The organism is Pseudomonas reidholzensis (genome assembly GCF_900536025.1).
Taxonomy (GTDB): Bacteria; Pseudomonadota; Gammaproteobacteria; order Pseudomonadales; family Pseudomonadaceae; genus Aquipseudomonas; species Aquipseudomonas reidholzensis.
In genome coordinates this window covers 153,386-175,870 of sequence record NZ_UNOZ01000022.1, presented here as the reverse complement: position 1 = coordinate 175,870, position 22,485 = coordinate 153,386, and the positions used below count along the sequence as shown (strand labels likewise).

Below are 22,485 nucleotides of genomic sequence, written 5' to 3'. Positions count from 1 at the left end.
TTGGTGTTGCCGGCTGATCAACCGATCAGTTGCAAGCCTGCCTGCTGAACCATCTCCAGCAGCGGTTGCGGGTACACGCCGAGCACGAAGGCGAGCAGGGCGATGGCCAGCAGCATGACGCCGCCGGTGCGCTGTTCCCACTTCAGCGGCGCGTCGTGGCGACGCAGGTTCGGTTCGACCAGGTACAGGGTGACCATCACCCGCAGGTAGTAGTAGACACCGATGGCGCTACCGATCACCAGGGCACCGACCAGCCACCACAGGTGCGACTCGACGCCGGTGGCGATGATGTAGAACTTGCCGATGAAGCCTGCTGTCAGCGGGATACCGGCCAGCGACAGCATCATCACGGTGAGCACCGCGGTCAGGTACGGACGGCGCCAGAACAGGCCGCGGTATTCGTACAGGGCGTCGGCGTCACGGCCGGCGTACGGCGAGGACATCAGGGTGATCACGCCGAAGGCGCCGAGGCTGGTGATCACGTAGGTCACCAGGTACACGCCCATGGCTTCCATGGCCAGGCCTTTGCTGGCGACCAGGGCGATCAGCAGGTAGCCGAAGTGGGCGATCGACGAGTAACCGAGCAGACGCTTGAGGTTGCTCTGGGTCAGCGCCAACAGGTTACCGATCAGGATCGAAGCCACCGCAATCACGGCCAGTACCGTGCTCAGCACGCCGCTGCTGGCAGCCGGCGAGATCATGAACAGGCGCACGACCACGGCGAACACCGCGACCTTGCTGGCGGTCGCGAGGAACGCGGCGACCGGTGCCGGGGCGCCTTCGTAGACGTCCGGGGTCCACAGGTGGAACGGGACCAGCGACAGCTTGAAGGCCAGGCCGACCAGCATCATGCCCAGGCCCAGCTGGGCCAGCAGGCTCGGCATGCCGGTGGAGGCCAGGGCCTTGCCGATGCCGTCGAAGCTCAGGCTGCCAGCGTCGGCGTACAGCAGTGCCATGCCGAACAGCAGGAAGGCGGAACCGGCGGCCGACAGCACCATGTACTTGATACCGGCTTCCAGTGATCGCTTGTTGAAGAACGCGTACGCCACCAGTCCGTAGACCGGCACCGACAGCAGCTCCAGGCCGATGAACAGCCCGGCCAGGTGGTTGGCGCTGACCAGCACCAGGCCGCCCAGGGCCGACATCAGCAGCAGCAGGTAGAGTTCTTCACGGTTGCCCGGGTAGCCCTTGGAGCCTTCGCCCAGGTAGGCGTGGGCGAGGGTGACGCAGGCCAGCGTGGCCACCAGCATGATCGCCATGTACAGGCAGGCGAACTTGTCGATGGTGATCAGCGGGGTGACCGCCAGCGGCGCAACCTTGAGTGCCGGCAGGATCGACAGCAGGGCCAGGTTGAGGCCAATGGTGGACAGCAGGAAGGTCTGCGAGTGATTGCGCTTCCAGGCGATCGCCAGCATCACCACGACCGTGGTGATGGTGGTGATCAGCATCGGCGCCAGTGCGATGAAGTGTTGAGTGGTGAATTCCATAGCGCTCTTACCGGGCCGAAGCGAGTTGAGTGAAAGCGGAACCGAGCCACTGCTGCACACCACTCATGGTGGCGGCAGAGGTATCGAGGAACGGCTGCGGGTAGACACCGAGCAGAATCAGCAGGCCCGCCAGGCCGAGGACCATGATCAGTTCGCGACTGTCCATGCCAGCCAGTACGGTGTCGGACTTGGCCGGGCCGAAGTAGGCGCGGTGGATCATGATCAGCGAGTACACCGAACCAAAGACCAGGCCGGTGGTGGCGATCACGGTGATCCACGGCACATGCACGAAGCTGCCGATCAGGATCAGGAACTCGCCGACGAAGTTGCCGGTGCCCGGCAGGCCCAGCGACGCCGCGGCGAAGAACAGGCTGATTGCCGGCAGGTAGGCGATGCGGTGCCACAGGCCACCCATCTGACGCATGTCACGGGTGTGCAGGCGCTCGTACAGCTGGCCGCTGAGGATGAACAGCGCGGCGGCGGAGACACCGTGCGCGAGCATCTGGATCACCGCGCCCTGCAGGGCTTGCTGGCTGCCGGAGTAGATACCGATCAGCACGAAGCCCATGTGCGAGACGCTGGAGAAGGCGATCAGGCGCTTGATGTCGCTCTGCGCGAAGGCCAGGAAGGCACCGTAGAAGATACCGACCAGGCCCAGGGTCATGGCGATCGGCGCAAACTCGGCCGAAGCGTTCGGGAACAGCGGCAGGGCGAAGCGCAGCAGGCCGTAGGCGGCGGTCTTCAGCAGGATGCCGGCGAGGTCGACGGAGCCTGCGGTCGGCGCCTGGGCGTGCGCATCCGGCAGCCAGGAGTGGAACGGTACCACCGGCAGCTTCACCGCGAAGGCGATGAAGAAGCCCAGCATCAGCAGGTACTCGGTACCGGCCGGCAGTTCGGCCTTGAGCAGGTCGCTGTAGTTGAAGGTGATGACGCCGGTGGTGTTGTAGTTGACCAGCACCAGGCCGAGGATCGCCACCAGCATGATCAGGCCGCTGGCCTGGGTGAAGATGAAGAACTTGGTCGCCGCGTAGATCCGGGTCTTCTTGCCATCCGCCGAGCTGTGACCCCAGAGCGCGATGAGGAAGTACATCGGCACCAGCATCATTTCCCAGAAGAAGAAGAACAGGAACAGGTCCAGGGCCAGGAACACCCCGACCACGCCGCCGAGGATCCACATCAGGTTGAGGTGGAAGAAGCCGACGTGGCGCTGGATCTCTTTCCACGAGCAGAGCACCGAGAGCACACCGAGCAGGCCGGTGAGCAGGATCATCAGCAGCGACAGGCCGTCGAGGGCCAGGTGGATGCTGATGCCGAAGCGCTTGATCCACTCGACTTTGTATTCCAGTGCCCAGGCAGGTTCGGCGCCCGGGGCAGGGGCGAGCGTGTAGTCGCCGTGAGCCCACAGCCACAGGCCGATGCCGAGCAGCAGGGACATGGTCAGCAGTGCAATCCAGCGGGGCAGGGTGGCGCCGAAGCGCTCACCCAGCCAGCACAGGAAGCCGCCGATGAAGGGAATCAGGATCAGCCAAGGCAAAATCATGACGGGTTCGTTTCCTTTGGCAAAGTCACAAGGTTCGCAAGAGTCAGGGTCATACCGCCGCCACCAGCACGGCGCCGAGCACCAGCACGGCACCCACGGCGATCGAGGCGGTGTACCAGCGCAGCTGGCCGGTCTCGGTCTTGCTCATGGCGACGTGGCCGCCACGCGCCATCCGAGGGATCAGGCCAATGCCGCGATCGACCGGGTCCTTGCGCAGGATGTGGCAGATCAGCAGGTAAGGTTTGACGAACAGCTTGTCGTAGATCCAGTCGAAGCCCCAGGCGGCGAACCACCAGGCCGACAGGACGCGGCCGATGCTGCTGCTGGCGATCGCGGTGACCAGGCGACGCTTGCCCAGGAACAGCACGGCCGCCAGCAGGATACCGGCGATGGCGATGGCCCCCGAGGCGATTTCCAGGCTGTGCTTGGCTTCGCCACCGGCATGCCCGGCGCTCTCAGGGAGTACGCCGGCCAGCGGTGGGTGGATCCACGCGCCGACAAAGGTCGACAGCACGATCAGGATGCCCAGCGGCAGCCAGTGGCTGATGCCGTGGCCGGCGTGGGCTTCGGTCTTGGCTTCGCCGTGGAAGGCGATGAAGATCAGGCGGAAGGTGTACAGCGAGGTCATGAACGCACCGACCAGGCCGGCGTACAACAGGCCGCTGTTACCGCTGGCGAACGCTTCCCAGAGGATCTCGTCCTTGGAGTAGAAGCCCACGGTAATGATCGGCAGGGCCGCCAGGGCCGCACCACCGACCACGAAGCTGGCGTAGGCCAGCGGCAGTTTCTTCCACAGGCCGCCCATCTTGAAGATGTTCTGCTCGTGGTGGCAGGCAACGATCACCGCACCCGAAGCGAGGAACAGCAGCGCCTTGAAGAAGGCGTGGGTCATCAGGTGGAAGATCGCCGCGTCCCAGGCACCGACGCCCAGGGCCAGGAACATGTAGCCGATCTGGCTCATGGTCGAGTAGGCGAGGATCCGCTTGATGTCGGTCTGTACCAGCGCGGCAAAGCCGGCCAGCACCAGGGTCACACCGCCGACCACGCCGACCAGGTGGAGGATGTCCGGCGCCAGCAGGAACAGGCCGTTGGTACGGGCGATCAGGTACACGCCCGCGGTCACCATGGTGGCCGCGTGGATCAGTGCCGAAACCGGGGTCGGGCCGGCCATGGCGTCTGCCAGCCAGGTCTGCAGTGGCAGCTGGGCCGATTTACCGACCGCGCCACCCAGCAGCATCAGGGTCGCCAGGACCATCCAGGTGTCACCCGCCTGGAACTTCTGCGGTGCCAGCACCAGCAGTTCCTGCACGTTCAGGGTACCCAGCTGGGCGAACAGGATGAACAGGCCGATGGCCATGAACACGTCGCCGATCCGGGTGACGATGAAGGCCTTGAGTGCGGCGTTACCGTTGTTGCGGTTGCTGTAGTAGAAACCGATCAACAGGTACGAGCACAGGCCCACGCCTTCCCAGCCGAAGTAGATGAACAGCAGGTTATCGCCCAGCACCAGGAACAGCATGCTGGCGATGAACAGGTTGGTGTACGAGAAGAAGCGCGAGTAACCGGCTTCGCCACGCATGTACCAGGACGCGAACAGGTGGATCAGGAAGCCCACGCCGGTGACCACGCCGAGCATGGTGACCGACAGGCCGTCCACGTACAGGGTGAAGTTCGGCGCAAAGCCGTCCACCGACATCCACTGCCACAGCAGCTGGCTGTACGCGCCGCCTTCAGGCGGCGCGACGTTGAATTGCCAGATGACGTAGGCGGCCGTCGCGGCCGAGAGGCCAACCGAGCCGACGCCGATCAGGGCGGACAGGTTCTCCGAGAACCGCCCGCGCGAGAACGACAGCAGCAGGAAGCCGATCAGGGGGAAGACGAAAGTCAGGAAGATAAGGTTCATCCGCGCATCTCACTGGCAGCATCGATGTCGAGAGTGTGGAAGCGGCGATACAGCTGCAGCAGGATCGCCAGGCCAATGCTGGCCTCGGCGGCTGCCAGGCTGATCACCAGGATGAACATCACCTGGCCGTCGGGCTGGACCCAACGCGCACCGGCGACGATGAACGCCAGGGCAGAGGCGTTCATCATGACTTCCAGGCTCATGAGCACGAAGAGGATGTTGCGGCGGACCATCAGGCCAACCAGACCTAAGCAGAACAGGATGCCGGCGACCGCCAGACCATGCTCGAGAGGGATAGCACCCATGATTTACTCCTTCGCCTCGTTGCGGCCCAGGTGGAAGGCGGTGACGGCTGCAGCGAGCAGCAGCATCGAGGCCAGCTCGACCACCAGCAGGTAAGGACCGAACAGGCTGATGCCCACGGCCTTGGCGTCGACGGTGGTGCCACTGATGCCGGCGCCGCTCGGGGCGACGAACAGCACGTACAGCAGCTCCAGCAGCAGCAGGGTGCCGAGCAGCACGGGGCCGGCCCAGATACCCGGTTTCAGCCAGCCGCGCTCCTGGGCGACCGACGCCGGCCCGAGGTTGAGCATCATCACCACGAAGACGAACAGCACCATGATGGCGCCGGCGTAGGCGATCACTTCCAGGGCGCCGGCAAACGGCGCACCCAGGGCGAAGAAGATCATCGCCACGGAAATCAGCGAAATGATCAGGTACAGCAGGGCGTGCACGGGGTTGGTGCCGGTAACCACCCGAAGGGTGGAGACCACGGCGATCCCGGATGCAAAGTAGAAAGCGAATTCCATCTTTCTGTCCTTATGGGAGCAAGCTCTTCACGTTGATCGGCTCGGCTTCGTTCTGTGCAGAGCCTTTCGGCTTGCCGGCGATGGCCATGCCCGCAACACGGTAGAAGTTGTAGTCAGGGTTCTTGCCGGGGCCGGAGATCAGCAGATCTTCTTTCTCGTACACCAGGTCCTGACGCTTGAACTCGGCCATTTCGAAGTCCGGCGTGAGCTGGATCGCGGTGGTCGGGCAGGCTTCCTCACACAGACCGCAGAAGATGCAGCGCGAGAAGTTGATGCGGAAGAATTCCGGGTACCAGCGGCCGTCCTCGGTCTCGGCTTTCTGCAGCGAGATGCAGCCAACCGGACAAGCCACCGCGCAGAGGTTGCACGCTACGCAGCGCTCCTCGCCATCGGGGTCGCGGGTGAGGACGATACGGCCACGGTAGCGCGGCGGCAGGTACACAGCTTCTTCGGGGTACTGCAGGGTGTCGCGCTTGCGGAACCCGTGGGAGAACACCATGGCCAGGCTGCGCAGCTGAGTGCCGGTGCCCTTAACGATGTCGCCGATATACTTGAACATGGGTCAAATCCTCACTGGGCCGCGACGGCTGGCGTGTTGTAAAGCACGATCGCAGCGGTCACCAGCAAATTGATCAGGGTCAGCGGCAGGCAGAACTTCCAGCTGAAGTCCATCACCTGGTCATAGCGTGGGCGCGGGATCGACGCGCGCAGCAGGATGAACAGCATGATGAAGAACGCGGTCTTCAGGGCGAACCAGAGGAACGGCACTTGCGGCAGGATGCCGAACGGACCGTGCCAGCCACCGAAGAACAGGGTTACCAGCAGCGCCGAGATGAGGATGATGCCGATGTACTCACCGACGAAGAACATGCCCCATTTCATGCCGGCATACTCGATGTGGTAGCCGTCGGCCAGTTCCTGTTCTGCTTCCGGCTGGTCGAACGGGTGACGGTGAGTCACGGCGACGCCAGCGATGAAGAAGGTGCAGAAGCCGAAGAACTGCGGAATGATGAACCACAGGTTCTGCGCTTGGTACTCGACGATGTCGCGCATGTTGAACGAGCCCACCTGCACCACCACGCCCATCAGCGCCAGGCCCAGGAACACTTCGTACGACACGGTCTGTGCCGAAGCACGCAAGCTGCCCAGCAGGGCGTACTTGTTGTTCGACGACCAGCCGGCGAACAGCACCGCATACACCGACAGGCCGGCCATGGCGAAGAAGAACAGCAGGCCGATGTTCAGGTCGGCAACGCCCCAGCCCGGTGTGATCGGGATGATCGAGAAGCCGATCAGCAGGGCGCTCATGGCCACGACCGGCGCCAGGGTGAAGATCATCTTGTCGACGAAGGGCGGGTTCCAGTCTTCCTTGAAGAACATCTTCAGCATGTCGGCAGCGATCTGGAACATGCCGAACGGGCCGACACGGTTCGGACCGTAGCGGTCCTGCCACCAGCCCAGCAGGCGGCGCTCGACGAAGCTGAGCAGGGCGCCGCAGACCACCACGGCCAGCAGCACCACGATAGCCTTGACGACCTGGATGATCACATCGATCACTTCGGGGGTGAACCAGGTCATTGTGCTGCCTCCTGCAGGCCTTCGACGGATGCACCGAAGATGGCCGGTGGAATGCCCGCCAGGCCTTTCGGCAACGCGACCAGGCCAGCGCCCAGCTCTTCATTGATACGCAGTGGCAAGCGCAGCTCGACACCGCCGACCTTAAGGCTCAGCAGCGCGCCTTCGTTGACCCCGAGGCGGTCGGCTTCGGACTTGGCCAGGGCCACGTATGCGGCCGGGATGCGCTCTTGTACCGGGGCGGCGCGCGAGGAGCTTTCTTCGCTGCCGAACAGGTGGAAGAACGGTACCGCGGTCCAGGTGCCACGGGCTGGGCTGAACGCCGCCGGGATGGCGCTGAACCAGCTCAGGCGGTCACCTTGTGCTTCGATCAGGCGGATGCCTGGGTCACCGGCACGCAGGTGGCCACCGACTTCGTCCTGGAACTTGTTCCAGGCTTGCGGCGAGTTCCAGCCCGGCGACCAGGCGAACGGCACCTGCTGGCGCGGTTCGGCCGAACCCGAGTAGCCTTCCATCGAGAAGGCGAACGCGGAGTCCTTGTCTTGCGGGGTACGCGGCTCGTGCACGCTGATGTTGGCGCGCATCGCGGTGCGGCCGGAGTAGCGCAGCGGCTCACGTGCGAGCTTCATGCCCTTGATGCGGAACGCGGCGCTTGGCGCGGCGTTGACGATCCCGGCCAGTTGCGGCGCGGCCTCGGCGCAGGCGCTGGTGACGTGGTCCAGTTGGGTCCAGTCGATCGGCTTGTTGAGCAGGGTGGCACGCAGGGCGTGCATCCAGCGCCAGCCTTCGTGGATCTGGATGCTGCTGTCCAGGTAGGTTGGATCGAACACCTGGAAGAAGCGCTGGGCGCGGCCTTCGAGGCTGACCAGGGTGCCGTCGCCTTCGGCGAACGAGGCGGCGGGCAGGACCAGGTCGGCGCGATCGCTGGTGGCGGTCTTGGTGTGGTCGGCAACGATTACCACCTTGGCCGCGGCCAGGGCAGCGTCGACCTTGGCGGCCGGTACACGGGTGTACAGGTCGTTTTCCAGGACCACGATGGCGTCGGCCTTGCCGCTGATCACAGCGTCCAGCGCAGCGTCGACCGAGTCACCACCGAGCATGGCCAGGCCGAGGCTGTTGGCTTCCGGCACGATCAGGGTCAGCGAGCCGTTCTTCTCGCGCAGCTTCAACGCCTTGGCGATGTTGGCGGCGGCTTCGATCAGCGCAGGCTCGGCCAGCGAAGCACCGGCAACCAGCAGCGGACGCTTGGCAGCGACCAGGGCATCGGCGATGCGCTGGGCCAGGGCCTTGGCGTCGTCGTCCAGGCCTGCAACGGCCGGGGCGCTCGGGTCGATGGCGTGGGCCACGGCGAAGCCCAGGCGCGCCAGGTCGGCCGGTGCGGCGTGGACGCATTCTTCGGCCACGTCGTCGAGCTTGGTTTCAGTCAGGCTGGCGATGAACAGCGGGTACAGCGCGTGCTGGCCGATGTTCTTCACGGCAGCATCCAGCCACGGCTGGACGCGCATGGCGTCGGCCATGGCTTCGGCCTTGCCCTTGGTTGCCTGGCGCACGGCCAGGGCAACGCGGGCGGCGGTCTGGGTGAGGTCTTCACCGAGCACGAACACGGCGTCGTGGTCTTCGATGTCGCGCAGGGTCGGCACTGGCAGCGGGCTGTTGTTCAGCACGTCGAGGGCCAGGCGCACGCGAGCCAGTTCAGCGGCTTCCATACCTGAGTAGAAGTACTCGGCACCGACCAGCTCGCGCAGGCCGTAGTTGCTCTCCAGGCTGGCGCGTGGCGAACCGATACCGACGATGGTGCGGCCGCGCAGCAGGTCGGCGGCCTTGTCCAGGGCGGCGTCCAGGCTCAGCTTGCTGCCATCGGCAAGCAACGGCTGGCGTGGGCGGTCCTTGCGGTTGACGTAGCCATAGCCGAAGCGGCCACGGTCGCACAGGAAGTACTGGTTGACCGAGCCGTTGAAGCGGTTCTCGATCCGGCGCAGTTCGCCGTAGCGCTCACCCGGGCTGATGTTGCAGCCGCTCGAGCAGCCATGGCAGATGCTTGGGGCAAACTGCATGTCCCATTTACGGTTGTAGCGCTCGGAGTGGGTCTTGTCGGTGAACACACCGGTCGGGCAGACCTCGGTGAGGTTGCCGGAGAACTCGCTCTCGAGCACGCCGTCTTCGACACGGCCGAAGTACACGTTGTCGTGGGCGCCATAGACACCCAGGTCGGTGCCGCCGGCGTAGTCCTTGTAGTAGCGCACGCAGCGATAACAGGCGATGCAGCGGTTCATCTCGTGGGAGATGAACGGGCCGAGGTCCTGGTTCTGGTGGGTACGCTTGGTGAAACGGTAACGGCGCTCGTTGTGGCCGGTCATTACCGTCATGTCCTGCAGGTGGCAGTGACCGCCTTCCTCGCAGACTGGGCAGTCGTGCGGGTGGTTGGTCATCAGCCATTCGACGACGCTGGCGCGAAACGCCTTGGACTCATCGTCTTCGATGGAGATCCAGGTGCCGTCGGAGGCAGGGGTCATGCAGGACATGACGATACGACCACGGGTGTCGTTCTCGTCGGTGTACTGCTTGACCGCACACTGCCGGCAGGCGCCGACGCTACCGAGCGCCGGGTGCCAGCAGAAATAAGGGATGTCGAGGCCAAGCGACAGACAGGCCTGTAACAGGTTGTCCGCACCGTTGACTTCGAGCGCTTTGCCGTCTACGTGGATAGTGGCCATGGTTCAAAGTTCTTCGTTGGCCCGCGTGAGCAGGCGTGGCTAATGGAAATCGGTGTGCCCGCGGCTCTGCCCGAAACACTCGGGCGAGCCAGCGAGGCCGGCGGGTGGCACGGACCACCCGCGCTTCATCTTGTTATGCGCCGACCACGATCGGCCCGCTCGGGATTGGCTTGGCCAGGTTCGGGCGCAGGGCGTCAGTGCCAGTGTTGCTGGCGACGCCGGCCTCGAACTCCGAACGGAAATACTTGATGGCACTGCCCAGCGGCTCGACGGCACCCGGTGCGTGAGCGCAGAAGGTGCGGCCAGGGCCGAGGAAGTTGACCAGCCCGAGCAGCGTCTCGATGTCTTCGGCGCGGCCTTGGCCTTGCTCCAGCGAGCGCAGCATCTTCACGCTCCACGGCAGGCCGTCACGGCATGGGGTGCACCAGCCGCACGATTCGCGGGCAAAGAACTCTTCCATGTTGCGCAGCAGCGAGACCATGTTGACGCTGTCGTCGACCGCCATGGCCAGGCCGGTACCCATACGGGTGCCGACCTTGGCGATGCCGCCGGCGTACATCTGCGCGTCGAGGTGCTCGGGCAGGAGGAAACCGGTACCGGCGCCGCCTGGCTGCCAGCACTTGAGCTTGAAGCCGTCGCGCATGCCGCCGGCGTAGTCTTCGAACAGCTCACGGGCGGTCACGCCGAAGGGCAGTTCCCACAGGCCTGGGTTTTTCACCTTGCCGGAGAAGCCCATCAGCTTGGTGCCGTGGTCTTCGCTGCCTTCGCGGGCCAGCGACTTGTACCAGTCGACGCCGTTGCCGACGATCGCCGGCACGTTGCACAGGGTCTCGACGTTGTTCACGCAGGTCGGCTTGCCCCACACGCCAACGGCGGCAGGGAAGGGCGGCTTGGAGCGCGGGTTGGCGCGGCGGCCTTCGAGGGAGTTGATCAGTGCGGTTTCTTCACCGCAGATGTAACGCCCGGCGCCGGTGTGCACGAACAGCTCGAAGTCGAAACCCGTGCCGAGGATGTTCTTGCCCAGCAGGCCGGCGGCCTTGGCTTCATCGATGGCGCGGTTGAGGTTTTTAGCCGCGGTGGTGTATTCGCCACGCAGGAAGATGTAGCCGCGGTAGGCCTTGAGGGCGCGGGCGCTGATCAGCATGCCCTCGACCAGCAGATGGGGCTGTTGCTCCATCAGCATGCGGTCCTTCCAGGTGTTGGGCTCCATTTCGTCCGCGTTGCACAGCAGGTAGCGGATGTTCATGGATTCGTCTTTGGGCATCAGGCCCCACTTCACGCCAGTGGGGAAGCCTGCGCCGCCGCGGCCCTTGAGGCCGGCGTCCTTGACGGTCTGGACGATATCGTCCTGGGACATCTGCGCCAGCGCCTTGCGGGCGGCACTGTAGCCGTCCTTGGCCTGGTACTCGTCGAGCCACACGGGCTCGCCGTCGTCACGCAGGCGCCAGGTCAGCGGGTGGGTTTCGGCCGCCCGCGCGATGCGGTTGGCCGGGCCGAAGGAAGTGATGGTCATACGTAACCCTCCAGCAGTTTGGTGACGCCAGCAGGCTGCACGTCGCCAAAGGTGTCGTCGTCGATCATCAGCGCCGGGGCCTTGTCGCAGTTGCCCAGGCAGCACACCGGCAGCAGCGTGAAGCGCCCGTCCGCGGTGGTCTGGCCGAGGCCGATGCCCAGCTCGCTCTGGATCTGGCTGACCACCGATTCATGGCCGCCGATGTAGCAGACCATGCTGTCGCAGACGCGAATGATGTGGCGGCCGACCGGCTGGCGGAAGATCTGGCTGTAGAAGGTGGCCACACCTTCGACGTCGCTGGCCGGGATACCGAGGATCTCGCCGATCGCGTAGATGGCGCCGTCCGGCACCCAGCCGCGCTGCTTCTGGACGATCTTCAGGGCTTCGATGGACGCCGCGCGCGGGTCCTCGTAGTGGTGCATCTCGTGCTCGATGGCCGAGCGCTCGGTTTCGCTCAGGGCGAAACGGTCGGTTTGGATAAGCGTGTTGTTCATGCTTAGCGGTCCACGTCAGCCATAACGAAGTCGATACTGCCCAGGTACGCGATCAAGTCCGCGACCATGCTGCCTTTGATCACCGAAGGGATCTGCTGCAGGTGCGGGTAGCTCGGGGTACGGATCCGGGTGCGGTAGCTCATGGTGCCGCCGTCGCTCGTCAGGTAGTAACTGTTGATGCCCTTGGTCGCTTCGATCATCTGGAACGACTCGTTGGCCGGCATGACCGGGCCCCACGAGACTTGCAGGAAGTGCGTGATCAAGGTCTCGATGTGCTGCAGGGTGCGCTCTTTCGGCGGCGGCGTGGTCAGCGGATGATCCGCCTTGTACGGGCCTTCCGGCATGTTGCGCAGGCACTGGTCGATGATGCGGATACTCTGGCGCATCTCCTCGACACGGACCATGCAGCGATCGTAGGCATCGCCGTTGTGGGCCAGCGGTACTTCGAACTCGAAGTTCTCGTAGCCGGAGTACGGGCGGGCTTTACGCAGGTCGAAGTCCAGGCCCGTGGAACGCAGGCCGGCACCGGTGACGCCCCACTCGAGGGCCTCTTTGGTGTTGTAGGCGGCCACGCCGACGGTCCGGCCCTTGAGGATGCTGTTCTGCAGGGCGGCCTTGTTGTACTCGTCGAGGCGCTTGGGCAGCCAGTCGACGAAGTCCTTGACCAGTTTTTCCCAGCCGCGCGGCAGGTCGTGGGCAACGCCACCGATGCGGTACCAGGCCGGGTGCAGGCGGAAACCGGTGATCGCTTCGATCACGGTGTAGGCGCGCTGGCGGTCGGTAAAGGTGAAGAACACCGGGGTCATGGCGCCGACGTCCTGGATATAGGTACCCAGGAACAGCAAATGGCTGGTGATGCGGAAGAACTCGGCGAGCATGATGCGGATCACGTCGACTTTCTGCGGCACCTTGATACCGGCCAGCTTCTCCACCGCGAGTACGTACGGCAGGTTGTTCATCACCCCGCCGAGGTAGTCGATACGGTCGGTGTAGGGGATGAAGCTGTGCCACGACTGGCGCTCGGCCATCTTCTCGGCACCACGGTGGTGGTAGCCGATGTCCGGGACGCAGTCGACGATCTCTTCGCCGTCCAGCTGCAGGACGATACGGAACGCACCGTGCGCGGACGGGTGGTTAGGGCCCAGGTTGAGGAACATGTAGTCCTCGTTGGCGCCCTGACGCTTCATGCCCCAGGCTTCCGGGTTGAAACGTGCCGATTCCTCTTCAAGCTGCTGCTTGGCCAGGGTCAGGCTGTAGGGGTCGAACTCGGTGGCGCGGGCGGGGTAGTCCTTGCGCAGCGGGTGACCTTCCCAAGTGGGCGGCATCATGATGCGGCTCAGGTGCGGGTGGCCGGCAAAGTCGATGCCGAACATGTCCCAGACTTCGCGCTCGTACCAGTTGGCGTTTGGCCAGATGCCGGTCACGGTCGGCAGGTTCAGGTCGCCTTCGCTGAGCGACACCTTGATCATCACGTCGCTGTTACGTTCGACCGACATCAGGTGGTAGAACACGCTGAAATCGGCGGCGGGCAGGCCGCGGCGCTGGGTGCGCAGGCGCTCGTCGACGCCATGCAGGTCGTACAGCATGCTGTAGGGCTTGGTCACGCCACGCAGGAAGCTGAGCACCTCTTTGAGCTGGGCGCGCTTGACCCACAGTACCGGCATGCCGGTGCGGGTCTCTTGGGCGACGAATGCCTCGGCGCCAAAACGGTTGTTCAGTTCGACGACCACATCTTGGTCGTCAGCCTTGTAAGGCGGAATAAAAATAGCGTTGTCCGCTGTCATGGTCTCGGTCGCTTTGGGTCAACGTAGAGAATGAAGCCAGGCCGCCGGCTCCAGGGGGAGCGGGCGGCAGGTCGCTGGATCAGACTTCGTCGGGGCTGCGCAGGTTGGTCACTGCAATGCGCTGTTCACGACGCAGGTCTTTCTGGGCGGGCATCTCGGCACGGTAAATGCCTTGATCACCAACCACCCAGGAAAGCGGGCGTCGTTCCTTGCCGATCGACTCCTGCAGCAGCATCAAGCCTTGCAGGAACGCCTCGGGGCGCGGCGGGCAGCCGGGTACGTAGACGTCCACGGGGAGGAACTTGTCGACCCCTTGAACGACCGAGTAGATGTCGTACATGCCACCGGAGTTGGCGCACGAGCCCATGGAGATGACCCATTTCGGCTCGAGCATCTGCTCGTACAGGCGCTGAATGATCGGCGCCATCTTGATGAAGCAGGTACCGGCGATGACCATGAAGTCGGCCTGACGCGGCGAGGCCCGGATGACTTCGGCGCCGAAGCGAGCGATGTCGTGGGGTGCCGTGAACGCCGTGGTCATTTCCACGTAGCAGCAGGACAGGCCGAAGTTATACGGCCAGAGGGAGTTCTTGCGACCCCAGTTGACCGCGCCACGCAGCACATCTTCGAGTTTCCCCATGTAGATGTTCTTGTGGACCTGGTCCTCTAGCAGCTGGTCGGTGACGGTTTCCCGCTCACCGACCGGATACTGCTCGTTGGGCGCATCCGGATCGATTCTGGTGAGATTGTATTGCATGCCAAAGCCTCATTGTTTCAGCTTCGCTTGCCGCTTGCGGCGACCTTCGGGAGCCCAATCAAGAGCCCCGACGCGCCAAAGGTAGACAAGACCTGCCAACAGAATTGCTATGAAAACGAGTGCTTCGACGAATCCGGTCCAGCCGCTTTCGCGGACGGACACAGACCATGCAAAGAGAAAGAGGGCTTCGATATCGAAGATCACGAACAGCATCGCGACCAGATAGAATTTGGCGGACAGGCGCAGGCGGGCGCTGCCGACGGGCAGCATGCCGGATTCGAAGGGTTCGTTCTTGGCGCGGCCCCAGGCCTTGCTACCGAGCAGGCTGGACAGGCCGAGCATGAAGGCACACAGGCCGACGACACCCAGGAGGAAGATGGCAAAGCCCCAGTTGTGGGCGATGAGTCCTGCCGAATCGGACATGCTAGAGATCCTTATACAGAGACCCAGCTCTGCAGTCTGAAATAAGTAAAGCGGCGACGTGGTGTCGCAGGTGCAGTGACCAAATGTCGCAGCTGAATCAATCGCGCTGATTTTATGGGTAAACCCAGTGCAAGTAAAATTTCTATAGCAAATTAATTCATGGGTTTAACAACAAAAAACGCTCGTAACTGGCTGAAAGCCTTGATTTTCGGGCATTGCGGGCGGTTTTGTTAATTATGTTTCTTGCATTCTGTAACGGCTGGCAAGTTGCGTAATGATAATTGATATCGTTTAGGCTGAGCCGGTCTTCTTTACTGGGTCTGATGCTTGCTAAGTTGGTCACGGCGATTTGCCTACTTGCAAATGCGAAGGACTCTCGTTCTAGCATTATTCGGGGTGGTGCGACCCGCTCTGGATCAATACTTTGGTGATTTTGTGGGTGGGGCCGAGCGCGTCGTGTCGCGCTAGATGTGCTGCTGACTGGCGAAAGCAGAGCAGTGGGGCTCGCCGCCGCGTTGGGATAGGGGGCAGCTGCGACCGTAGCCATTGTGAAAAGGCTGGTTCGGCGGGACATGGGCAGTCCTTGCTGTTTGTTGTTATGGGGGAAGCATAGACCTGATCCTGGGTTTTGCTTTTTATGGGGGTGGGTGGGGGAGGTTCCCGGCTTGGGATTGCTGGAGGGCTGCCAGGCGCATGCCACTGGCTTCTCTAGCGCTCTCACTATCGAGCGCCGCCCGCGCGGCGCTTCGCGAGTAAACTCGCTCCCACATTTGTTGCATCGTGCCATGGCCTGACAGACCCCAGGCTTAGCCCTTGTTTGTCCGGCGAAAATCTTGAGCCGACCCAAATGGCCTCCCCGCAACCTTTCGCCTTGCACCAAGGCTGGCAACTCATCTTTCACAGGCCATGGTGCGTTGCAACAAATGTGGGAGCGAGTTTACTCGCGAAGCGCCGCGCGGGCGGCGCTCGATCTCAAGGGCGCCAGAACAGCTGGTGGCATGCGCCTGGTCGCCCTGATGCTATTCAGGGCGGGAATGGCCCACTCACTCCAGCAATCTCTTGCTCAAGGTCCCGGACTCAAAGCTGTTCAGCAAAGAATCCACAACCCCCTCAGCCGCTTCGACCGCATGCAAATTCGCCCAGAACATCCCGCGCCCCTCATCCCGCAGATGATCCATTGCCCGGATGCCGGTTTCATAGGCGCAGCGCAGGTGTAGGGCCACATGGACCAGGGCGTCTTCAATGGCGATGTTCGGGTTCACGGAATACAGGGGAGGATGCCCAGCATCGCATCGGCCGAAGGCGTGGGATGTGGTGCAGGGAAGTGGAGGGTCAGGCACAAGCTTTTTAGTCATGGGGAAATCTCTATCAGTGGCCGCCACAACCCGTTACCACACGAACTGGTGGCAGCTATACGCGGGGTGGTAAACCGGATCGATTTCCCAATACCCGGCAGGCTCGAAAGCCTCCCGCGCACAGCTGCCATGACTGACATGAAGAAATCGAATTTCCGGGTTACCACACCCCATCGCTGAGTTATTCAGCGACGGAATGAAGCCTAGAGGCACGAGTTCCCACTGAGAAGGTGATGGCTTCAGCAGAGCGCGTAGGATATTTCCCTGAGTGGGCTTCGCACACCCCTCAAGTCAAAATCAGAAAAGTCCGCACTCCGTTCGTGAGCAACACCTAGTTGTAGGATTCTTCCTGATTTATTCCGCAGGGCAGGTTTGATTTCCGCTGGGGCTTATCATGCTCTGCCTAGCAAAATCATTCCTCATTTCCGGTGCTCGATAATTTATGCAAATGACCCCCGCCATGCATAAAGTCGCCCTGCTCAAATTGTTGTTCGTCATGGCAAATGGCGTGGGCTCATTTGCGGCAATCTTCATGCAGCGACACTTCGGCCTCGAAGAGGGGGAGCTGGCGACGACTGTCGCCTTGATGATCATCTGCTATCGGGCGGGCAACTTGGTCGGTGGCCATTTATCTGGGCGCCTGGGGAGCAGAGCGCTACTGCTGGCTACTTCGGTCATCGCATTGGCAAGCCTGTCGGCCAGTCTGCTGCCGGTCTGGCAACTGCTGTCGATTGGTCTGATTCTGACCTTCATGTTCAGCGCTGGCCTTGTTACACCGTTGTTCAGCGTCATGACGGCACGGGCGGCCGAGCCCGATGATCAGGTAGGTGCCTTCGCCTATTTGCACCTCGCCAGCAATGCCGGTGGCGTGATGCTCTTCGTTGTCGGCGGCCTACTGTTGAGTTGGAGTAGCCAGTATCTGGTGTGGTTTGCCGTCGCGACCAGTCTGGTGTGCTTGGTCACCAGCGCTTTGCTGCCGCTGCCGGCGCTCGAGACTGTACCCCGTCTGGGTTCATTGGGCGGCCGGGCTGGATCAGGTCCCATACCCTGCGTGGTGATCGTGGCCGGTGCCTTGTTCCTTGGTGTTTCACTGCTTGATGGCCAGCGTGAGTACCAGTTCCCACTATGGTTGGGCGCGCTTGATATCGGAGACTCCGCGCGACTGTTTGCGGTTGCCGGGATCGTCAACGGGTTGCTGGTCATCGTGCTGACACGGCCGCTTATCGCCCTCACGCGGCGGTGGAGTCCCATGGATAATCTGGCATTGGCGGCGCTCAGCTATGGCATCGGTTTTGGAGCCTATGCGTTTGTTGACGGCTGGCTGCCCATTTTGTTGTTTGTAGGGATATGGACGCTTGGCGAAATTCTCGGCACCACTTATATGGCGACCCTTATTGCCCAGCGTGCGCCGGCGGCGCGTCAAGGAATGCTGTTTTCATTGATTCCTGTCCTGCAGGCAGGCGCCCGAGTGCTTTGTGTAGGGATTGCGGTTCCGATGCTGGCCGGGCTGGGTTACAACGGGGCTTGGGCAGTGTTCGGCATTGGCGGCGTGTTGTTTGGCGGGATATGTCTACTGTTGCACAGGTACTTCAGCTGGCGACAAAGCGAGCAATCGCGATGAAAGGCCTAAAGCTAAACCTGCACGATTTCTACTGCTGCTATCTGGCGGTGGTTTCTGCTTGAACAGAAAATAAAAAACGGGCGCTTCAATCGAGGCGCCCGTTTTCTAACTCACCTTAACCCGTGGTGTACTGGGGCTTAGTGGAACTGCTCTTCCTCAGTCGACCCCGTCAGCGCCGTCACCGAAGACGCGCCACCCTGAATCACAGTGGTCATGTCATCAAAGTACCCAGTGCCCACTTCCTGCTGGTGCGCCACAAAGGTGTAGCCCTTGCTCGCATCAGCGAACTCCTGCTCCTGCAGCTTGACGTACGCGGTCATGTCGTTGCGCGCATAGTCGTGCGCCAGGTTGAACATGCCGTGCCACATGTTGTGGATGCCGGCCAGGGTGATGAACTGGTGCTTGTAGCCCATCGCCGACAGCTCGCGCTGGAACTTGGCAATGGTGGCGTCGTCCAGGTTCTTCTTCCAGTTGAAGGACGGCGAGCAGTTGTACGACAGCAGCTGGTCCGGGTACTCCTTCTTGATCGCTTCGGCAAAGCGACGCGCTTCGTCCAGGTCAGGCTTGGCGGTTTCGCACCAGATCAGGTCGGCATACGGGGCGTAGGCCAGGCCGCGGGCGATGGCCTGGTCGAGGCCGGCACGTACCTTATAGAAGCCTTCACGGGTGCGCTCGCCGAGCACGAACGGCTGGTCGTACGGGTCGCAGTCGCTGGTCAGCAGGTCGGCGGCGTTGGCGTCGGTACGGGCCAGGATGATGGTCGGTACACCGGCAACGTCGGCAGCCAGGCGCGCAGCGGTCAGCTTCTGTACGGCTTCCTGGGTCGGTACCAGGACCTTGCCACCCATGTGCCCGCATTTTTTCACCGAGGCCAGCTGGTCTTCGAAGTGCACACCGGCGGCGCCCGCTTCGATCATGTTCTTCATCAGCTCGTAGGCGTTGAGCACGCCACCGAAACCGGCTTCGGCGTCGGCCACGATCGGCGCGAAGTAGTCGATGTAGCCTTCGTCACCTGGGTTCTTGCCGGCTTTCCACTGGATCTGGTCGGCACGGCGGAACGAGTTGTTGATGCGCTTGACCACGGTCGGTACCGAGTCGACCGGGTACAGCGACTGGTCGGGGTACATCGACTCGGCCGAGTTGTTGTCGGCGGCAACCTGCCAGCCGGACAGGTAGATGGCCTGGATACCAGCCTTGACCTGTTGCACTGCCTGGCCGCCGGTGAGGGCACCCATGCAGTTGACGAAATCTTTTTCAGGGCGGAAGGACGGGTGGGCACCTTGAGTGACCAGCTTCCACAGTTTTTCAGCGCCTACCTGGGCCAGGGTGTGCTCCGGTTGCAGCGAGCCACGCAGGCGAACGACATCAGCGGCGCTATAGGTACGGGTCACGCCTTTCCAGCGCGGGTTCTCGGCCCAGTCTTTCTCGAGGGCTGCAATTTGCTGTTCGCGTGTCAGTGCCATGGAAATAAACCTCGTCGCATCGATCTTGGGGTAATTGTGCTGATGCTCAAAGTCGCGGATCAGAAGCCTGACGGCTGTCCTGTTCGGCGGTGTTGCGACGGCTGACGCGAAGGCTCGAAGGGGAAGGAGGGTGCAGCGCGGGCAATGTAGTGCTGCAGGTCGGCTCGTGGATGCCTTGCTGCGGTGCGACTAGGCTTGCCTGTGACTGCGGTGATGCGCTTCCGTCCCTCGGGACAACTTCTTCGTTGCAGTCGCAATCCGGTCGAACCGCCTTGTGGGCCGTAGTGACACGAGGCGCCTCCAAGGGTGGGAGGAGCGCGCCTCGAAGACCCTTGCCAGGGCCTCTGATTAGCGGGAGCGAGGCCATCATGCCCTCGCCAAAAAGTGCCTGTCAAATGTTTTGTAGTGCTTTTTAGTGGTTACTACATCTTTCGTCTAATGCGACTCGACGGTCATTTTCAAGGCCTTTGGTCGAGGCCTTGAATTGCCTGGGATCAGTCCAAAAGGTCGACTTTGACACGCAATGTCATGTTTTCACCGCGCTGGGTGCTGTAACTGTGGCTTGACGTGTTGCGTTCGGCTTGGCTCTGCTGATTGTACCCGGCCAGGGTGATCCACTCGCCGAGCTTGCCGGTGACGGTCGTGTCGGTACTTTGCACTTTCACTACATCCGGACGTTCGCTGCTCATTCGATCATTATTGGTGCTGATCGCCAGACGAACCGTCTCACCGCTCAGACTTGGGGTGACGTAGAAACCCTGGGTCACGTTGCGGTATTCGGTGTCGGTCTGCACACGGCCGTAGCCGTCGGTGCTGCTGCTGGTGATGGGCACGCTCTGGCCGACCTGGATCAGCGCCGGTTGGCCTTCGCTGGCCTGTACCTGCTGCAGGCCGCCTTCGCGGTTGCTGGTGCCGTAGCGGATGATCCGGGCGTTGCCGCGGTTGTCCTGGAAGTTGCTGTCATTGTTGTCGACGCTGATCAGCAGGCGTTTCGGGGCGGTATCCAGCTGCTGCAAGAGGGCGCGCAGGTCGTCGATGCGTTCGGGGCTGGCGTTGACGATGAGCTTGTTCTCGAAGGCGCTGACGCTGCCGTCCTTGCCCAGGAAGGACTGGGCCGTGGGCAGCAGTTCGGCGCTGTTGCGGTGCTGCAGCGGCAAGACCTCGGTGGCGGCCTGGGCGGTGAGGCTGGCAGCCAGCAGCAGGGAGGCGAGTAGCGGGCGTAGCGGCATGTCCATGATCTCCGCGGGTAGAACAGACATGATGGCAAATTTGTCTGGATCTTGCCGGGTGAGGATCACAAATGCAGGTGTGGACGGGGTGACGGTGGTGGCGGTCAGACAAATTCCGTAACATCGCGGGCCGTATCGCGGGGCAAGCCCGCTCCCACGCAGCAGGAACTTCGTGGGAGCGGGCTTGCCCCGCGATACGGCCCGCCGCAGATTCGCTGATTACAGGACCTCCATGAAACCCGCCCGACTTCGCGCCGACATCCTCGCCGGCCTGACCACGTCTTTCGCCCTGGTGCCCGAGTGCATCGCCTTTGCCCTGGTCGCCCACCTCAACCCGCTGATGGGCTTGTACGGTGCCTTCATCATCTGCACCCTGACCGCTCTGTTCGGGGGGCGCCCGGGGATGATCTCCGGCGCCGCCGGCTCGATGGCGGTGGTGATCGTCGCCCTGGTGGTGCAGCACGGTGCGCAGTACCTGCTGGCGACGGTGCTGCTCGGCGGCGTGCTGATGATCCTGTTCGGTGCGTTGCGCCTGGGCAAGCTGGTGCGCCTGGTGCCGTACCCGGTGATGCTCGGCTTCGTCAACGGCCTGGCCATCGTCATCGCCATGGCCCAGCTGGAGCATTTCAAGCAGGGCGAGCACTGGCTCGACGGCGCGCCGTTGTACCTGATGATCGGCCTGGTGGCGCTGACCATGCTGGTGGTCTACGTGCTACCTCGGCTGACCCGCGCCGTACCGCCGGCGCTGGTGGCGATCCTGGGTGTCGGCCTCTTGGTGTACCTGTTCGACCTGCCCACACGCACGCTTGGCGACATGGCACACATCGCCGGTGGCCTGCCGCAACTGGCCTGGCCGGACGTGCCGTGGAACCTCGAGACGCTGAAGATCATCGCCCCCTACGCGCTGCTGATGGCGATGGTCGGGCTGCTGGAAACCCTGCTGACCCTAAACCTCACCGACGAGATCACCGAGAGCCGCGGCTTCCCTGATCGCGAGTGCGTCGCACTGGGCGCGGCCAACATGGTTTCGGGGCTGTGTGGCGGCATGGGCGGCTGCGCGATGATCGGCCAGACCGTGATCAACCTCAGCTCCAACGGCCGCGGGCGGCTGTCCGGGGTGGTGGCCGGGGGCATGATCCTGCTGTTCGTGTTGTTCCTGTCGCCGCTGATCGAGCGTATTCCGCTGGCGGCGCTGGTCGGGGTGATGTTCGTGGTCGCCCAGCAGACCTTTGCCTGGGCCTCTTTGCGGGTTCTGCACAAGGTGCCGGTGAGCGATGTGCTGGCGATCATTGCGGTGACGGTGGTGACGGTGTTTACCGACCTGGCGACGGCGGTGCTGTTCGGCATCGTGATCGCGGCGGTGAATTTTGCCTGGCAGCATGCGCGCGAGCTGTATGCCGACAGCCATGACGATGGTGAGGGCGGCAAGCGCTATCAGGTGCATGGCACGCTGTTCTTTGCCTCGACTGCGCCGTTTCTCAATCAGTTCGACCCGGCGGGGGATCCGGACGGCGTGACCCTCGATTGCAAGCACCTGAGCTTTGTCGACTACTCGGCCGTGGCGGCGTTGCAGACCCTGCGCGAACGCTATGCCAAGGCGGGCAAGCATCTGCGCGTGGTGCATCTGTCGGAGCGTTGCAAGAAGCTGCTCAAGCGGGCAGGGGAGCAGCACTGAGTGCTGCGGGTGTCTGTGGAAACTCCTGTAGGAGCGGGCTTGCCCGCGAACACCGGCGACGCCGGTGCCATACACCGCGCTGGCTGCTTCGCGGGCAAGCCCGCTCCTACAGGGCGGGCGGCTCGCGTGGACATCCCCTGAAC

General features: G+C 62.9%; 18 protein-coding genes. 2 read left to right on the top strand and 16 right to left on the bottom strand.

Translation table 11 applies throughout. The annotated features are described in order from the left end of the window. Positions 1 to 17 precede the first annotated feature (17 nt). From nuoN to CCOS865_RS16135, 14 genes are all read right to left on the bottom strand, one after another. Entirely contained in the window at positions 18 to 1,487 is a 1,470-nt protein-coding gene (gene nuoN / locus CCOS865_RS16200) for an NADH-quinone oxidoreductase subunit NuoN (protein ID WP_119142595.1), read from the bottom strand. Between the two features lie 7 nt (positions 1,488 to 1,494). Then, on the bottom strand, positions 1,495 to 3,027 hold the full coding sequence (gene nuoM / locus CCOS865_RS16195) for an NADH-quinone oxidoreductase subunit M (protein ID WP_119142593.1): 1,533 nt from the start codon (positions 3,025 to 3,027) through the stop codon (positions 1,495 to 1,497). A 49-nt stretch (positions 3,028 to 3,076) separates the two neighbouring features. After that, positions 3,077 to 4,930 carry an NADH-quinone oxidoreductase subunit L gene (gene nuoL / locus CCOS865_RS16190; RefSeq protein WP_119142591.1) on the bottom strand — a complete coding sequence of 618 codons (1,854 nt, stop codon included), beginning with the start codon at positions 4,928 to 4,930 and terminating at the stop codon, positions 3,077 to 3,079. Next, positions 4,927 to 5,235: an NADH-quinone oxidoreductase subunit NuoK gene (gene nuoK, locus CCOS865_RS16185; protein WP_008096201.1), complete on the bottom strand. Its 309-nt coding sequence runs from the start codon at positions 5,233 to 5,235 to the stop codon at positions 4,927 to 4,929. The genes nuoL and nuoK overlap by 4 nt, the downstream gene beginning before the upstream one ends. Positions 5,236 to 5,238: 3 nt before the next feature. Further along, complete coding sequence (nuoJ, locus tag CCOS865_RS16180; protein ID WP_119142589.1) at positions 5,239 to 5,739, bottom strand: NADH-quinone oxidoreductase subunit J; 501 nt, start codon at positions 5,737 to 5,739, stop codon at positions 5,239 to 5,241. Between the two features lie 10 nt (positions 5,740 to 5,749). Continuing rightward, positions 5,750 to 6,298 carry an NADH-quinone oxidoreductase subunit NuoI gene (gene nuoI, locus CCOS865_RS16175; RefSeq protein ID WP_027592814.1) on the bottom strand — a complete coding sequence of 183 codons (549 nt, stop codon included), beginning with the start codon at positions 6,296 to 6,298 and terminating at the stop codon, positions 5,750 to 5,752. 11 nt (positions 6,299 to 6,309) lie between these two features. Then, positions 6,310 to 7,317, bottom strand: a complete 1,008-nt coding sequence (gene nuoH, locus CCOS865_RS16170) for an NADH-quinone oxidoreductase subunit NuoH (RefSeq protein WP_119142587.1) — start codon at positions 7,315 to 7,317, stop codon at positions 6,310 to 6,312. Continuing rightward, on the bottom strand, positions 7,314 to 10,028 hold the full coding sequence (nuoG, locus tag CCOS865_RS16165) for an NADH-quinone oxidoreductase subunit NuoG (RefSeq protein ID WP_119142585.1): 2,715 nt from the start codon (positions 10,026 to 10,028) through the stop codon (positions 7,314 to 7,316). Before nuoG ends, nuoH begins: the two co-directional genes overlap by 4 nt. Before the next feature lie 133 nt (positions 10,029 to 10,161). Beyond that, positions 10,162 to 11,541 carry an NADH-quinone oxidoreductase subunit NuoF gene (gene nuoF, locus CCOS865_RS16160; protein WP_119142583.1) on the bottom strand — a complete coding sequence of 460 codons (1,380 nt, stop codon included), beginning with the start codon at positions 11,539 to 11,541 and terminating at the stop codon, positions 10,162 to 10,164. After that, complete coding sequence (gene nuoE / locus CCOS865_RS16155) at positions 11,538 to 12,035, bottom strand: NADH-quinone oxidoreductase subunit NuoE (protein ID WP_119142581.1); 498 nt, start codon at positions 12,033 to 12,035, stop codon at positions 11,538 to 11,540. The genes nuoF and nuoE overlap by 4 nt, the downstream gene beginning before the upstream one ends. 2 nt (positions 12,036 to 12,037) lie before the next feature. Further along, the gene (gene nuoC / locus CCOS865_RS16150; protein ID WP_119142579.1) at positions 12,038 to 13,819 is read right to left on the bottom strand and encodes an NADH-quinone oxidoreductase subunit C/D; all 1,782 of its coding nucleotides are present in this window, start codon (positions 13,817 to 13,819) and stop codon (positions 12,038 to 12,040) included. A gap of 79 nt (positions 13,820 to 13,898) precedes the next feature. Beyond that, positions 13,899 to 14,576: a NuoB/complex I 20 kDa subunit family protein gene (locus CCOS865_RS16145; protein WP_119142576.1), complete on the bottom strand. Its 678-nt coding sequence runs from the start codon at positions 14,574 to 14,576 to the stop codon at positions 13,899 to 13,901. A 9-nt stretch (positions 14,577 to 14,585) separates the two neighbouring features. After that, the gene (locus CCOS865_RS16140) at positions 14,586 to 14,999 is read right to left on the bottom strand and encodes an NADH-quinone oxidoreductase subunit A (RefSeq protein ID WP_003251427.1); all 414 of its coding nucleotides are present in this window, start codon (positions 14,997 to 14,999) and stop codon (positions 14,586 to 14,588) included. A 1,043-nt stretch (positions 15,000 to 16,042) separates the two neighbouring features. Further along, positions 16,043 to 16,354 carry a hypothetical protein gene (locus tag CCOS865_RS16135; protein WP_119142574.1) on the bottom strand — a complete coding sequence of 104 codons (312 nt, stop codon included), beginning with the start codon at positions 16,352 to 16,354 and terminating at the stop codon, positions 16,043 to 16,045. Positions 16,355 to 16,814: 460 nt separating this feature from the next. Between CCOS865_RS16135 and CCOS865_RS16130 the strand changes: the two genes are divergently transcribed. Further along, a complete protein-coding gene (locus CCOS865_RS16130) occupies positions 16,815 to 17,975 on the top strand; it encodes an MFS transporter (protein ID WP_244216130.1) in 1,161 nt (386 codons plus the stop codon). A 137-nt stretch (positions 17,976 to 18,112) separates the two neighbouring features. On the opposite strand, the gene aceA is transcribed toward CCOS865_RS16130, so the two are convergent. Both aceA and CCOS865_RS16120 read right to left on the bottom strand, forming a co-directional pair. After that, complete coding sequence (gene aceA, locus CCOS865_RS16125) at positions 18,113 to 19,438, bottom strand: isocitrate lyase (protein WP_119142572.1); 1,326 nt, start codon at positions 19,436 to 19,438, stop codon at positions 18,113 to 18,115. 494 nt (positions 19,439 to 19,932) lie between these two features. Next, entirely contained in the window at positions 19,933 to 20,697 is a 765-nt protein-coding gene (locus CCOS865_RS16120; RefSeq protein WP_208644541.1) for a secretin N-terminal domain-containing protein, read from the bottom strand. A 202-nt stretch (positions 20,698 to 20,899) separates the two neighbouring features. On the opposite strand from CCOS865_RS16120, the gene CCOS865_RS16115 reads away from it, so the two are divergent. Further along, positions 20,900 to 22,342 carry a SulP family inorganic anion transporter gene (locus tag CCOS865_RS16115; RefSeq protein WP_119142568.1) on the top strand — a complete coding sequence of 481 codons (1,443 nt, stop codon included), beginning with the start codon at positions 20,900 to 20,902 and terminating at the stop codon, positions 22,340 to 22,342. Positions 22,343 to 22,485: the final 143 nt, after the last annotated feature.

What these genes read in the sequence shown, in the direction of transcription:
- nuoN (WP_119142595.1), bottom strand. Translation starts at nt 1,487, where the DNA reads ATGGAATTCACCACTCAACACTTCATCGCACTGGCGCCGATGCTGATC.
- nuoM (WP_119142593.1), bottom strand. Translation starts at nt 3,027, where the DNA reads ATGATTTTGCCTTGGCTGATCCTGATTCCCTTCATCGGCGGCTTCCTG.
- nuoL (WP_119142591.1), bottom strand. Translation starts at nt 4,930, where the DNA reads ATGAACCTTATCTTCCTGACTTTCGTCTTCCCCCTGATCGGCTTCCTG.
- nuoK (WP_008096201.1), bottom strand. Translation starts at nt 5,235, where the DNA reads ATGGGTGCTATCCCTCTCGAGCATGGTCTGGCGGTCGCCGGCATCCTG.
- nuoJ (WP_119142589.1), bottom strand. Translation starts at nt 5,739, where the DNA reads ATGGAATTCGCTTTCTACTTTGCATCCGGGATCGCCGTGGTCTCCACC.
- nuoI (WP_027592814.1), bottom strand. Translation starts at nt 6,298, where the DNA reads ATGTTCAAGTATATCGGCGACATCGTTAAGGGCACCGGCACTCAGCTG.
- nuoH (WP_119142587.1), bottom strand. Translation starts at nt 7,317, where the DNA reads ATGACCTGGTTCACCCCCGAAGTGATCGATGTGATCATCCAGGTCGTC.
- nuoG (WP_119142585.1), bottom strand. Translation starts at nt 10,028, where the DNA reads ATGGCCACTATCCACGTAGACGGCAAAGCGCTCGAAGTCAACGGTGCG.
- nuoF (WP_119142583.1), bottom strand. Translation starts at nt 11,541, where the DNA reads ATGACCATCACTTCCTTCGGCCCGGCCAACCGCATCGCGCGGGCGGCC.
- nuoE (WP_119142581.1), bottom strand. Translation starts at nt 12,035, where the DNA reads ATGAACAACACGCTTATCCAAACCGACCGTTTCGCCCTGAGCGAAACC.
- nuoC (WP_119142579.1), bottom strand. Translation starts at nt 13,819, where the DNA reads ATGACAGCGGACAACGCTATTTTTATTCCGCCTTACAAGGCTGACGAC.
- CCOS865_RS16145 (WP_119142576.1), bottom strand. Translation starts at nt 14,576, where the DNA reads ATGCAATACAATCTCACCAGAATCGATCCGGATGCGCCCAACGAGCAG.
- CCOS865_RS16140 (WP_003251427.1), bottom strand. Translation starts at nt 14,999, where the DNA reads ATGTCCGATTCGGCAGGACTCATCGCCCACAACTGGGGCTTTGCCATC.
- CCOS865_RS16135 (WP_119142574.1), bottom strand. Translation starts at nt 16,354, where the DNA reads ATGACTAAAAAGCTTGTGCCTGACCCTCCACTTCCCTGCACCACATCC.
- CCOS865_RS16130 (WP_244216130.1), top strand. Translation starts at nt 16,815, where the DNA reads ATGCATAAAGTCGCCCTGCTCAAATTGTTGTTCGTCATGGCAAATGGC.
- aceA (WP_119142572.1), bottom strand. Translation starts at nt 19,438, where the DNA reads ATGGCACTGACACGCGAACAGCAAATTGCAGCCCTCGAGAAAGACTGG.
- CCOS865_RS16120 (WP_208644541.1), bottom strand. Translation starts at nt 20,697, where the DNA reads ATGTCTGTTCTACCCGCGGAGATCATGGACATGCCGCTACGCCCGCTA.
- CCOS865_RS16115 (WP_119142568.1), top strand. Translation starts at nt 20,900, where the DNA reads ATGAAACCCGCCCGACTTCGCGCCGACATCCTCGCCGGCCTGACCACG.